The sequence below is a fragment of the Hymenobacter sp. 102 genome, from assembly GCF_049949205.1.
Classification (GTDB): domain Bacteria; phylum Bacteroidota; class Bacteroidia; order Cytophagales; family Hymenobacteraceae; genus Hymenobacter.
The window spans coordinates 1,254,293-1,267,505 of record NZ_CP188172.1; the positions used below are offsets into that span (position 1 = coordinate 1,254,293).

The window sequence follows — 13,213 nt, forward strand, 5'->3', positions numbered from 1 at the left end:
TTACGGGTTTCTTTCTCCACCGCTTACCATCCGGCTTCTGATAGTGGTGGGCAGCTCGCGAGCGTAGCATGTTATCTATCCCCCTCGTTGCCCGGTATCTGGTCCATACTCGCTGGATCTGGCCGGGTTTGCCGCTCATCCTGATTCTGCTGGGACGGTTGAATGCCCTCACCGCTGGTGGGGCGCTGGCTTTTCCGGATGAGGACCGGCACCTGCAATCGGTAAAAGCGGTGGAGGCGCTGTTGGATGGCCAAGTACGGCAGGCCTGCTTGCACCTGGCAGACACACAGGGCCGCCCGGCCGATGCGCTGCTGCGGCTACCTGTAGCTGCCCTGCAAGTAGCAGGGCAGCACTGGGCCCAGCTACCGGCTGAGTCGCCGGCATCTCTGCTGCTGGTTCAGTTGCAAAACTGGCTGGTGCTGGCGCTTAATATGCTTCTGTTCTGGCACCTGGCCCGAAGATGGCTGCCTGTTGCCACTGCCGATACGGCACTTGTAGTGTACTCGGCGCTGGCCAGTACCCAACTTTATCTACGGCATTTGCTACCCTATGATATGGCTCTGGGCATCACTTTGGCAGCCCTGGTGCTGGTATCAGCACCTGCCATAACCCACCGTCGGCCGGGTTGGGCCGGGTTTATAGCGGGTGGCCTGGGCACCCTGGCTTTTACAGTATATCCTGGGTATTATTTCGCGCCCCTCCTGCCCACAGCCTTGCTTCTGTTTCGCCCAGCCAGGCAGTGGATGGCAGCAGCGGGGAGAGGGCTGCTCGGCAGCGGACTCATTCTACTGCCCCTGGAGGCGCTGACCCGAATCGGGCACATTTCCTATCTCAGATCCTTGCAGAACCTGTCGGGTACTATCAATCAAGGTGATTTTGCCGAAGGCTTCTCTTTTGCGTTGCGGTATTTGTGGGAGGTGGAAGGAATTATTGGTCTTGGCCTGCTGCTGCTGGCGTTAGGCGGTTTGGTTGCCCTATTCCAGCGGCCTTATCCGCCAATTGCGCGGGTTGTGGCCTTGGTACCAATGGGGGCCTGGCTCCTGCACGCCAGCCTTGCTTACTGGGGCCACCAGTTTGTATTCTATGGCCGGACCGTCCATTTTTTTATTCCATTTCTGGTGCTCACGGCTGCTACTGCCGTACAGGCCCTACCCGTGCGTTGGAGGCGCGTTGTAGCCGCCGCTGGAAGTGCCCTCGCGCTGCTGACCCTGGTACGGTTTGGGAGCATTTTCTGCGCCCTGGCCTATCCACGCGATGTGCTGGCAGCGTACCGGGTTGCTCCCGCCCATCCACAGCGCCACACCAATGAAGCAGGAGTTCTGCACGCCCTCGATTATACTCCCCCACCACTGCCCTGGCTCTCTTCAACTGGCCCAGGCAGAGCGGCCCCCGATTCGCTGCTGCTTATCAATTTCACGTTTTTGTACCCGTTACTCCGTCCGGTCTGTCAGCCAGTTGCCCCCCCACCGGCAGGCGCACGATTACTTTACACGGCGCCACACTTCCTGACCCTGCCAGCATACGGCTTCGAAGGTTTCACCCCGGACAAACGCGCCCAACTACTCCGGTGTCGTTTTCAATGCCGCCTATACCAGCTAAGTCGTTAAGAAATGTAAACCAAAGCAGCCAACTCTCCCTGCCCGAACTTCCGGTCTTGTTTTTAGCAGGGAAAGCCGCACAATGATGGCTGCTATCCGTAATTATGGGTGGCTGCTACCCCCTAATAACCAACTTTATACGCTCCGGTGCCGAAGCAGCGGCACTTACGTGGCTAATCTCATTTGCCGGAAGGCTACCTTTGCGGCATGAATCTGCTATCTGCCGAGAACCTCGGAAAAAATTACGCCGACCGTTGGCTGTTTAAGGACCTGAACTTTGGCTTGCAACAGGGCCAGCGCGTGGCCTTTGTGGGCATCAATGGCACCGGTAAAACTACCCTGATGAAGGTGCTGGCCGGCATTGAGCCGCCCGATACCGGCGAGGTGAGCGTGCGCAAGGGCATCCGGGTAACGTACCTGGGCCAGAACCCCGACTTTGATGAAACGCTGACGGTGGAGGAAACCATCTTCGCCAGCCAGAACGATACGCTCAAAGCCATCAAGGAATACGAGCACGTAGTAAACGACCCCAACCACGACCCCGACGACCTGCAGCGCGTGATGGAGCGCATGGACGCCCTCAGCGCCTGGGACTACGAGGCGCAGGTGCAGCAGATTCTGGGCCGGCTGGGTATTCTGGGCGAGCTGCTGAACCGCAACATCCGCATGCTCTCGGGCGGGCAGCGCAAGCGCGTGGCCCTGGCCCGCGTGCTCATTGAGGAGCCCGACGTGCTGCTGCTGGACGAACCCACCAACCACCTGGACCTGGCCACCATTGAGTGGCTGGAGAACCGCCTGTCGTCGCCGAACCTGACGCTGCTCATGGTAACCCACGACCGGTACTTCCTGGACAAGGTGGCCAACGAAATTGTGGAGCTGGATAAGGGCCAGATGTACCGCTACCAGGGCAACTACGCCTACTTTGTGGAGAAGAAGGCCGACCGGGAGATGCGCGAAGCCACCGAGGTGGAGAAGGCCCGCCAGCTGTTCAAGAAGGAGCTGGAGTGGATGCGCCGCATGCCCCAGGCCCGCGGCACCAAGCAAAAGGCCCGCATCGACGCCTTCTACGTGACCAAGGAAAAGGCCAGCACCAACCTGAGCAAGCAGCAGGTGGAGCTGAGCGTGAAAACCACCCGCCAGGGCGGCAAAATCATCGAAGCCAGTCACCTCAATAAGCGCTTCGGCGACAACGTGGTGCTGGACGACTTCAGCTACGTATTCAAAAAGAAGGACCGCATCGGGCTGGTGGGCCCCAACGGCGCGGGCAAAAGCACGCTACTAAACATGCTCACCGGCAAACTCCAGCCCGACTCGGGCACCGTGGACGTGGGCCAGACCACCGTGTTCGGCTACTACACCCAGACGGAGCTGGAATTCGACCCCTCGCAGCGCGTAATTGACATTGTGAAGGAAGTGGCCGAAGTGGTTGAGCTGGCCAACGGCGACGTGCTTACGGCCAGCCAGTTTCTGAGCCTGTTCCTGTTTCCGCCGGCCCAGCAGTACACGCTGGTCAGCAAGCTGAGCGGGGGCGAGAAGCGCCGGTTGCAGCTGCTGCGGGTGCTTATCAAGAACCCCAACTTCCTGATTCTCGACGAGCCGACCAATGACCTGGACATCGGTACGCTGAATATCCTGGAGGACTTCCTGCTGCACTTCTTGGGCTGCCTGCTCATCGTCAGCCACGACCGGTACTTCCTCGACCAGCTGGCCGAGCACCTGTTTGTGCTGGAGCCCGGCGGGCAGGTGCTCAACTTCCCCGGCAACTACACCGACTACCGCGAGTACCTGGCCGAGCGGGAAACCGAAGCCGCCCTGGAAGCGGCCGAGAAGGAAGCCAAAGCCGCCCGCGCCGCCGCCAAGGCCGTAGCCGCCACGCCGGCTCCGGCCCCGGTAGCTGCCCCTGTGGCGGCGGCCCCGCCCAAGCGCAAAGCCACCTTCGCCGAGAAAAAAGAGTACGAAACCCTGGAAAAGGAAATCGGGCAGCTGGAAGCTCGCAAAGAAGAGCTGATTGAGAAGCTCAACTCCGGCACCGGCTCCCACCAGGAGCTGGCCGACTGGGCCGCTGAGCTGAAACGCACCGAAACTGCCCTCGACGACAAGGGCCTGCGCTGGCTGGAGCTGGCCGACTTCGTGTAGCCGCTGGTGGGCCACTAAAACCAATTGGTGCCGACTTTGTAATTTACCCAGCCTCTGCCAAGGGGCTGGGTATTTTTTTCACCACTCTCCTTCCCACACCAATGAAAAATCTTCGTCTTTTCCGCGTGCTGCTGCTGTTGCTGGTTGGTATTCTTTGGGCCGGCCACAGTCAGGCCCAGGATGCCCCCAAAGAAAAGCCCAGCCCGGCCGCTACGGCCACCGGCAAAATCGGCAAAGCCACCGTAACAGTAGCCTACAGCAGCCCCGCCGTGAAGGGCCGCGCCATTTGGGGCGGGCTGGTTCCGTACGGCCAGGTGTGGCGGGCCGGGGCCAACGAAGCCACCACCTTCACCACCGACCAACCCCTGATGGTAGAAGGCAAAGCCCTGCCCGCCGGTACCTACGCGCTGTTTGTCATCCCAACGGAGAAAAAATGGACGGTAATCTTCAACAAAACGGCCAAGCAGTGGGGCGCCTTCAAGTACGATGAAAAGCAGGATGCTCTACGCGTAACGACCACCCCGCGCAAAGCCCCCAGCATGGCCGAGCGGCTGGTGTATGAGGTAACGCCCCAGGGCCTGATTCTGCGCTGGGAAAACCAGGAAGTGCTGGTTGCGCTGAAATAGCACTTGCACTTTACTTCCAGAAAAAGCCAGCGGATGCTTCCGCTGGCTTTTTCTGTGTCAACGAGGTTCTGTTTGCGCTACAGCGGCGGGAGCAGGCTGGTATTGCCGGGTGCTCCGCAATGCTTGGGTGAAGGTAAACTGCACCGGCCGCTCATCGAAGAACACTACTAGGCGTAGCTTCCGCGCCACATCCAGGCGCGGAAAGAACACCTGCCCGCGCAGGCCCTGACCGGGAGCCAGCGTGTTCTTGCGTAGCACTACGGCTTCCAGCGCCGTGGTCTGCGAGTACAGCTGCTGTGCCTGTTCGGCGTGGTCGAGGCGTAGGTTATCGAAAAAGGCCTGGTTATCCTGGTGGCGGGCTTCGCGCTCCGCAACTTGCTGGTCGGTTTCCTTTTTCTTGATGCTGGACACGTCCTCGGCTAAGTCGGTCACGGTGGTCAGGATTTCAAACCAGCTCACGTTAGTGGCTTTGCGCTCCTGCTCCTTCAATCTGGCCTGTAGCTGAACCAGCCGCACTTCTGGGTCGGCGGCCAGGCGGCGGGCTTCGAAGAACTGGGCCGGCACGCGGGTGCTGTCGGCCAGGGTATCGGGCACAGCCATGTAGTAGAACGTTTCGGGCGCAATGAGAATGGGCTTATCAGAGTAGTTCAGGTAGGCCACTTCAAATACCAGTTCGTTGTCGTCGGCCCGCAGGAAGCCTGCGCGCACATACACACTATCGGGGTGGCTAACTACGCTGGTGGGGTGCCCGTTTACCCAGGGACCATTGGAATTAGCTGGCTCCACGGCCAGGAAGGTGCTGGCCCCGCAGGCGGATAAGAGCAGGGCCAGCCCTCCGGCTGATAGCATAGAAAACAGACGGGTAGCAGTAAGCATCGGCGTTGAATAAAAGAATCAGACGATAACAAAAAACGGCCGGACCAGCAGGTGGTCCGGCCGCTGATAGCGCCGTTGCAAGAATAGTTCCAGTTTTGTCTAATTTATTTCAACGGGCAGGTGGGCTGCACCATCGTGGGCCACCGGAAACGGCCAGGAGCGCCGCACCGCCGCCAGCGGAATGCGCCCGAATACGTGCGGGAAATACGCCTGACGTCGCTCGGCCCACTCCCGCTCCACCCGAATGCCTGCCGCTTCGAGCGCGGCTTCATCCACTTCCAGCAGTACTGCACCAGGGCTGGCCCGGTAGTACAGTCGGGCCGTTTCCAGCACCTGCCCTGGCTCGGAAGCATGAATGAAGCCCTCGGCCGCTAAATCGGCGCTTTCAAAAAAGCCGGTTTCCTGCGCCCGATGCCAGTCGGCGGGCTGTGCAATGCGGTAGAGCATGGAGAGTTGAGTGTTGAATGATGAGTTATGAATGATGAATTAGCCGTTCAGACAGCCTACCAGCTTATGTAAGCTGAAAATTCATCATTCATAATTCAACACTCAGCTTTCAAAAATTTAGGCTTTCCACACTTCCTGCTGCACCGTTTTGCCTACCGTGATGAGTAGGCGCGTGGGGTTGGGCACCAGCGTGAGGCGGGCCTCTTTGCCCGAGTACTTTTCGGAGTCAATCCAGACGCCTTCCTTGGGCGTGGGCGTACCGCTGGTGTTGGCCGGCAGGTAGGCCGTGGGCAGCAGCACGTCGGTGTCGGAGCCCAGGTCGTTGTGTACTTTTTCCAGGGCAGCTTCCAGAAAAGCGCCGTATTCGTCGTTGAAATCGTCCTCGAGGTCGTGTAGCTCTTCCTCTACGTCGTCGTAGCGGGCATCGTCATAGGTGAGCTTGTGCAGCTCGGCTTTCTTCTCGATGAGGGCCACCAGGGCGCGGTTCAGCTCTTCCGAATTCATACTAGGTAAGGTAGTAGGTGAAGGTGCAAAGGTGGGGAGGAATCAGCAGTTTCCCGCGCTTCCGGCCCCGGCCTACATACGTTTCCGCGCGGGTTTAGGCTTGCCTTTCCTGAATCGTTGACCTTCAACGGGAATCATTTAGACCAAACCAGTATTTTTACCCCAACCAACACTTCCACCCGCCACCCAAGCTGTTTCTCTATGGAAACCATGACCTCACCGGCCGTGCAGGCCCACCCCGCCCACGACTTTCTGCCCCTCAACGGCACTGATTATCTGGAGTTTTACGTGGGCAACGCCAAGCAGTCGGCCTACTTTTATCAGGCCGCCTTTGGCTTTGAGCTGGTGGCCTATGCCGGCCCCGAAACCGGCCAGCGCGACCGGGCCAGCTACGTGCTGCAGCAGAACAAAATCCGGCTGGTGCTCACCACTTCCCTCCTGCCCGACTCCGACATCACCCGCCACGTGGCCCAGCACGGCGACGGCGTGAAGGTAATGGCCCTGTGGGTGGACGACGCCCGCAAATCCTTCGAGGAAACCACCAAGCGCGGTGCCAGGCCCGCCTTTGAGCCCTACACCGTATCGGATGAGCACGGCGAGGTGACTATGGCCGGCATTTACACCTACGGCGAAACCATCCACACTTTCGTGGAGCGCAGCAAGTACAACGGGCCTTTCCTGCCCGGCTTCGTGGCTAAAACCAGCGGCATTCCGCAGGGCGCCCCCGTGGGCCTGCAGTACGTGGACCACTGCGTGGGTAACGTAGGCTGGGGCGAAATGAACCAGTGGGTGAAGTTTTACGAGGACGTAATGGGCTTCAAGCTGCTCATCACCTTCGACGACGACGACATCAGCACCGAGTATTCGGCCCTAATGAGCAAAGTAGTCAGCAACGGCAACGGCTACGTAAAATTCCCCATCAACGAGCCCGCCGAAGGCAAGAAAAAAAGCCAGATTGAGGAGTACCTCGACTTCTACCACGGGGCCGGCGTACAGCACATGGCCCTGCTCACCCACGACATCCGGGCAACCGTAACGGAGCTGCGCCGCCGCGGCGTGGAGTTCCTGCAGGTGCCCAATACCTACTATGAGGACCTGCTGGACCGCGTAGGCCACATCGACGAGGACCTGGACAGCATCCGTGACCTGAACCTGCTGGTGGACCGGGACGAGGAAGGCTACCTGCTGCAAATCTTCACCAAGCCCGTGGAGGACCGCCCCACCGTGTTTTACGAAATCATCCAGCGCAAAGGAGCCAAGTCGTTCGGCAAAGGCAACTTCAAGGCTCTGTTCGAAGCCATTGAGCGGGAGCAGGCCCTGCGCGGCAACCTGTAACCCACCGTCATTGCGAGGATGCAGGACGAAGCAATCCTTCTTTCACGCAGTCAGAAGTTCTGACCTAATGAAAAGCCCCTGACGCCAGCACGGCTGTCAGGGGCTTTTCATTTTTCGGGGCTTCGGGCACTGAAAAGGACGGATTGCTTTGTCCTGCGTCCTCGCAATGACGGGAAAACCTCTTTTCTTTACTCCCGTTCTCTGAACTCCTCTTTATCCCCCCAAAAGCACTTTCGTATGGCCCTCACGCCCGAAATCCACGCCAAAATCAACAACTGGCTCACGCCCAGCTACGACCATCAAACGCAAGCCGAAATCCGCGAGCTGCTGGCCGCTAATCAGGATGATTTCCTGTCGGATGCGTTTTACCGGAATCTGGAATTTGGCACGGGTGGGCTGCGCGGCATCATGGGGGCGGGCTCCAACCGGATGAACCGCTACACCCTGGGTATGGCGGCCCAGGGCCTGAGCAACTACCTGGTGCAGTCGTTCCCGGGTCAGGAAATTAAGGTAGCCGTGGCCCACGACTCGCGCAACAACAGCCGGCTGTTTGCCGAGCTGGTGTCGGCTATTTTCTCGGCCAACGGCATTACGGTGTACTTGTTTGAAGCCCTGCGGCCCACGCCCGAGCTGTCGTTTGCCATCCGCCACCTGGGCTGCCAGAGCGGCTGCGTGGTGACGGCGTCGCACAACCCCAAGGAGTACAACGGCTTCAAAGTGTACTGGAACGACGGGGCCCAGGTGGTGGCCCCCCACGACAAGAACATCATCCGGGAAGTAGAGGCCATTCAGTCGGTGGCCGACGTGCGGTTTGAGGCCGACAACTCACGCATTCACCTGATTGGCGAGGAGCTGGATGCCGCCTACCTGGCTCAAGTGAAGGCGCTAAGTATCAACCCCGCCGCCATTCAGCGCCAGCACGACCTGAAAATTGTGTACACCCCGCTGCACGGCACCGGCATTACCATGGTGCCCCGGGCGCTGGCGCAGCTAGGCTTTACCAATGTGCACATCGTGGAGGCCCAGGCCACGCCCGACGGCAACTTCCCCACGGTACAGTCGCCCAATCCCGAGGAGAAAGTAGCCATGCAGATGGCCCTCGACCAGGCCAAAGCCCTCGACGCCGACTTGGTGCTGGCCACTGACCCCGACTCGGACCGCGTAGGCATTGCCGTGAAAAACAACCACGGCGAGTGGGTGCTGGTAAACGGCAACCAAACCGCTGCCCTGCTCACGCACTACCTGCTCTCGGCCCGCAGCCAGGCCGGCAAAACCACCGATCAGGACTTCATCGTGTACACCATCGTCACCAGTGACGTGCTAGGCGACATTGCCCGCCACCAAGGCGTGAAAGCCTACCAGACGCTGACCGGCTTCAAGTACATTGCCGGCATCATCCGCGACCTGGAAGGCCAGCAGAACTACATCGGGGGCGGCGAGGAAAGCTACGGCTACATGATTGGCGACTTCGTGCGCGACAAGGACGCTATTTCGGCCTGCGCTTTGCTGGCCGAAATGGCCGCCGCCGCCAAAGACCAGGGCCGTACGCTGTACCAGGAAATGGTGCAGATGTACTGCACTTACGGCTTTTATAAGGAACACCTGATTTCGCTCACCAAAAAAGGCCAGCGCGGGGCCGAGGAAATTCAGGAAATGATGGCCGAGCTACGGGCCAACCCGCCCCGCACCATTGCCGGCCTGCCCGTGGTGGAGCTGCGCGACTACAAAACCGGCCGCATCCGTGACCTGCGCACCAACCTGGAAACTGAAACCGGCCTGGAAAGCTCCAACGTGCTCCAGTTCATTCTGGAAGACGGCAGCAAAATCTCGGCTCGCCCCAGCGGCACCGAGCCCAAAATCAAGTTCTACTTCAGCGTGCGGCAACCCCTGAAATCCGCCGTGGACTTTGACCTGGCCGACAAGCTGGCCGGTGAGAAAATCCAGCGCATCATTGATGACATGCAGCTGAACTAGCCAGTCTACACCTGGGCATCTTACAGAAGCCGCAGCATCTCTGCGGCGGCTTCTGTAATTTTAACACTCTGTGCATAGCTCTGAATTTATTAGTGCAAGTTGATGAAGCGTAACCGGGCCATTACTACGCTCACCCTAACGCCCCCAAACTATACTCTGGCTGTTGTTTTCTCCCTACTAACGGCCCTCTGCTTATACCAACGCATAATGGAGCTGGCCGTAATTGGCTCTATGCTCGCGGTGGTTGCTGGTACCGGAGCTAAGAATTTGGCGGTTGACATGAATCGTCGGCGCTACCAGGTGGGCATTCGGCTGCTTGGCTTTACTTCTGGGCCGTGGCAGATGCTGCCCCCTACGCAACGTGTAGTGGTCCGGTATTTTTCTGACTTCGACGTTTCTACCACCGACGGTGGCGGCTTAGAATATGACCAAGCCAGTCGATACACAATTCTATTGTCGGTGCCGAATAGCCAGCAGGCTGATATTGTCACAAGCACTGGCTCATATAGTCATGCCGTCCAAATTGGATGCTTTTTAGGGTCGATGTTAGGAGTAGAAGTGGTCAGCTTTGACAGATACAAACGACAAGAAGTGCTACAGGAAGCAGAATCGCACTTCAATTAAAATTTAAAAAAACAAAGTTGAACGAGGCCTGCCCCAGTAGCCCGCGCAGGTCGCGGCTGCGGCTGTTGAGGGGCACGCAGTAGCTGCCTTTGATATCCAGCAGAATGTGGCGGGTTTTTACCAGCTCCACGCCCAGACCCAAATTCAGGTTGGGGATGAAATCGTTCTTCTTATCATCGTTGCGGTTCAGGATGAAGCCGCCCACCTGGTAGCTGGTGTACAGGTTGAGGTAGCGGCGCCGGCCCCGCCCGAAGTTGCGCGGGTAAAAATCCTGGCCGAAGTTGATGACGAACAGCTCATTCACGAAAGCCGAATCCGTTTTGTTCGTAGTGGTAGGCTTGTACACGCCCAGGTTGAAGTAGCTCTTGCCGCGCGTGAACAGGTATTTGATGGCGTAGCCCTGGTAGCCCTGGTAGCCCTGGCTGGTGAGGCTCACTTTGGGGTTATCCAGCCGCAGATAGGCGTACTCCACGCCCGGCATGTTCACAAAGCTCACGCGCCGGTTGCCCGTGGGGAAGCTGATTTCATCGAACAGCCGGAGCGACACGTAGGCTTGGTTCTCGTGGCTGGTGAGCAGCTGTTGCCGCTGCTGCAACTGCCGCAGCCGGGCTTCCTGCTGCACTATTTCGTTCTGCAGAGCTATCCGCTCCTCGGTTGTCAGCTTCGCTTCCTGCATCCGGGCTTGGCTATTGGTCAGCCGGGCTGCTTCCACTCGCTCCTCGGCTTTCAGCTCCTGCAGGCGCGAGGTCAGGTTGTGCGTGTTCAGGTTGTTTTCCAGCACGTAGCCCAAGCCCGTTACGAGCGAGTCCAGCCGGGGCAAATCGGTAGTGGTCAGGCTGAACTCGGCGGTGAGCTGCTCGGGCGTTTCTTCCTGCTTTTGCACCCGCACCGCCCGCTTCCGAATGAAGCCGGTAAGGGCCGCGCGGGCCTCGGCGTACTTGGTAACGCCCACGCTCAGGCGCTTCTGGGTTTCATAAGTATCCTGGCTGTCAGTGGTCTGGGCCTGGACTGAAAGCACCGCACTGACCAGCAGACCGGGCACCAACAGGGACATATTACGGAAGCGGCACAGGCCAGACGGGGGTATGCAACGGGCCATAGAGCAAGGGGCTTACGGGTTGTTGGTAAACCCCGGCAAGTTGCTCTACCCCGGCTTCCGTTGATAGCCTGAATTTGGTATTATCAGACTTTTAAATCCAACCTCAAACCAACAGTAAATTAACATAAAATATTGAATCAAAATCTGTTGACTCAATTTTGAATTAGACCTTAAAATTCCATCTTACAAGCATGGCTCAGGTCTAACTTCCTGGCATACTACTCCCGCCGCTTCTCCCGGCGGCCATCCAGCAGCAGCAATACCAGCACCAGAAACGCCGCTACTGCCAGGCTCCAGAGCGTAATGCCGGGCAGCCCCTTGTAGTAGGGCATGGCCGGGGAATAATTCCCCAGCAGGCTCAGCCCCGCAAATAGGATAACGGCCACTGTAATAGCCGCTAGGATGCTGCGGCTCACCAGCTGGTCAGCTTTGCGCAGGAGCAGCTGGTAACCGCTCAGCTCCACCCGCACGCGTAAATCCCCACGGGAGATTTTGCGCATGATCTGCCGAATGTCGCCGGGCAGGGTTTGCAGCAGGGCCAGCAGCTGGGTGCCGGTGTACAGGGCCTCGCTCTGGATGTTCTCCATGGAATACTGCTCCCCGATGATGCGCGCACCATAGGGCCGCACAAACTCAAACGTGTTGAAGCGCGGGTGCAGCACCTTGCCAATGCCTTCCAGAATTACCAGGGCCCGCAGAATCAGGAATACGGCTCCGGGCACCTGCAGCTTGTAGCGGTAAATGATGCCCTGCAGCGCATCGGCCAGGTCCGACATGCTCATTTCCTTCACGTCGAGCAAAGCAAAATCTTCAATCAGCTGGCTCAGGTCGGCCTCGAAGGCGCGCATGTCGGGAATTTCGGCCGTGATGGCCAGCCGCCGGAAATTCAGGGCCATGCTGCGGGCGTCCTGCCGGGCCATACCGATAAACACGCCCGCAAAGGCGTATTTCTGCTGCCGTGTGAGGCGGCCCACCATTCCGAAATCAATGAGTACCAGCGTACCATCGGGGCGCACCAGCACGTTGCCGGGGTGCGGGTCGGCGTGGAAGGCCCCGAACTCGAAAATCTGGGTCAGGTAGATGTCCATGCCGGTTTCGGCCACCTTCTCGGGGCTCAAGCCCCACGCCAATAGCTGCGGCTTATCGGTGATTTTGCAGCCGCTCACAAACTCAATCACCAGAATGCGGTTGGTGCTCAACTTCCGGTAGGGCTTGGGTATATAGAAGCTGTCGTAGTCCTCGTAGAGCTTGCGGAACTGCTCCATTGAGCGGGCTTCGGAGGTGTAGTCCAGCTCCTTCATCATACTCCGCTCAAAGGCATCCACAATATCCTGGGGGTTGCTCAGGCCCTGGCGGCGTAGAAAGTTGGCCGTCAGGCGCACCAGCTCATGCAGCAAACTCAGGTCGGTGCGCACCTTTTCCTGCACGTCGGGGCGCTGCACTTTCACCACTACCTGCTCGCCTGTGAGCAGCCGGGCGCGGTGCACCTGCCCGATGCTGGCCGAGCCCAACGGCACCTCATCGAATTCCGAAAACACCTCCTCCAGCGGCCGCCCCAACTCCTGCTCAATAATGCGGCGGGCCTGGGCCACCGGAAACGGCGGTACGTTGCTCTGCAGCTTCTCGAACTCGTCAATCAGCGCTTCGGGCAGCAAATCGGCGCGGTTGCTCAGGGCCTGGGCCAGCTTGATGAAGGTGGGGCCCAGCTCCTCAATTATCATCCGGATGCGCTGCCAGCGGGTGGTTTCGAACACTGCCTGCTCACCTTCCTGCCAGGAGCGGCGCCGGCTCTGGGGCACCAGCCGCCGCAAAGCCGTACTCGTCACCACATCCTCAAACCCGTAGCGAATCAGCACCTCGGCTACCTGCCGGATGCGCGTGAGGTTGGAAATGGTGTTTTTAAACATGCAATACGGAGTTAAACGGACTGAGCGGATTTTATGGATAGGATGCTGCTGGCCGGGCGTTTACCGCTTGATACTGCGGCGCAGCCG

General features: G+C 59.0%; 11 protein-coding genes. 6 read left to right on the top strand and 5 right to left on the bottom strand.

The genetic code is table 11. From position 1 onward, the window contains the following. Positions 1-68: 68 nt before the first annotated feature. The 3 genes from ACN19L_RS05485 (at position 69) to ACN19L_RS05495 (ending at position 4,360) form a co-directional block, all read left to right on the top strand. Positions 69-1,607 (top strand): hypothetical protein, encoded by a 1,539-nt coding sequence (locus ACN19L_RS05485; protein ID WP_426492522.1) that lies wholly within the window; start codon positions 69-71, stop codon positions 1,605-1,607. A gap of 198 nt (positions 1,608-1,805) precedes the next feature. Next, a complete protein-coding gene (locus ACN19L_RS05490) occupies positions 1,806-3,734 on the top strand; it encodes an ABC-F family ATP-binding cassette domain-containing protein (RefSeq protein WP_426492523.1) in 1,929 nt (642 codons plus the stop codon). 101 nt (positions 3,735-3,835) lie between these two features. After that, the gene (locus tag ACN19L_RS05495; RefSeq protein ID WP_426492524.1) at positions 3,836-4,360 is read left to right on the top strand and encodes a DUF2911 domain-containing protein; all 525 of its coding nucleotides are present in this window, start codon (positions 3,836-3,838) and stop codon (positions 4,358-4,360) included. Positions 4,361-4,417: 57 nt separating this feature from the next. On the opposite strand, the gene ACN19L_RS05500 is transcribed toward ACN19L_RS05495, so the two are convergent. The 3 genes from ACN19L_RS05500 to ACN19L_RS05510 form a co-directional block, all read right to left on the bottom strand. Then, complete coding sequence (locus ACN19L_RS05500; RefSeq protein ID WP_426492525.1) at positions 4,418-5,209, bottom strand: hypothetical protein; 792 nt, start codon at positions 5,207-5,209, stop codon at positions 4,418-4,420. Positions 5,210-5,335: 126 nt separating this feature from the next. Next, positions 5,336-5,683 carry a DUF952 domain-containing protein gene (locus ACN19L_RS05505; protein WP_426492526.1) on the bottom strand — a complete coding sequence of 116 codons (348 nt, stop codon included), beginning with the start codon at positions 5,681-5,683 and terminating at the stop codon, positions 5,336-5,338. A 117-nt stretch (positions 5,684-5,800) separates the two neighbouring features. Beyond that, complete coding sequence (locus tag ACN19L_RS05510) at positions 5,801-6,187, bottom strand: hypothetical protein (RefSeq protein ID WP_125430793.1); 387 nt, start codon at positions 6,185-6,187, stop codon at positions 5,801-5,803. Between the two features lie 201 nt (positions 6,188-6,388). Between ACN19L_RS05510 and hppD the strand changes: the two genes are divergently transcribed. From hppD to ACN19L_RS05525, 3 genes are all read left to right on the top strand, one after another. Beyond that, positions 6,389-7,522: a 4-hydroxyphenylpyruvate dioxygenase gene (gene hppD, locus ACN19L_RS05515; RefSeq protein ID WP_226269489.1), complete on the top strand. Its 1,134-nt coding sequence runs from the start codon at positions 6,389-6,391 to the stop codon at positions 7,520-7,522. A gap of 237 nt (positions 7,523-7,759) precedes the next feature. Next, a complete protein-coding gene (locus tag ACN19L_RS05520; protein WP_426492527.1) occupies positions 7,760-9,496 on the top strand; it encodes a phospho-sugar mutase in 1,737 nt (578 codons plus the stop codon). A 207-nt stretch (positions 9,497-9,703) separates the two neighbouring features. Then, complete coding sequence (locus tag ACN19L_RS05525) at positions 9,704-10,120, top strand: hypothetical protein (protein ID WP_426492528.1); 417 nt, start codon at positions 9,704-9,706, stop codon at positions 10,118-10,120. On the opposite strand, the gene ACN19L_RS05530 is transcribed toward ACN19L_RS05525, so the two are convergent. Both ACN19L_RS05530 and ACN19L_RS05535 read right to left on the bottom strand, forming a co-directional pair. Beyond that, positions 10,113-11,219: a hypothetical protein gene (locus ACN19L_RS05530; protein WP_426492529.1), complete on the bottom strand. Its 1,107-nt coding sequence runs from the start codon at positions 11,217-11,219 to the stop codon at positions 10,113-10,115. The genes ACN19L_RS05525 and ACN19L_RS05530 overlap by 8 nt on opposite strands. A 218-nt stretch (positions 11,220-11,437) precedes the next feature. Continuing rightward, positions 11,438-13,126, bottom strand: coding sequence for an ABC1 kinase family protein (locus ACN19L_RS05535; RefSeq protein ID WP_426492530.1), 1,689 nt, complete (start codon positions 13,124-13,126; stop codon positions 11,438-11,440). Positions 13,127-13,213 lie beyond the last annotated feature (87 nt).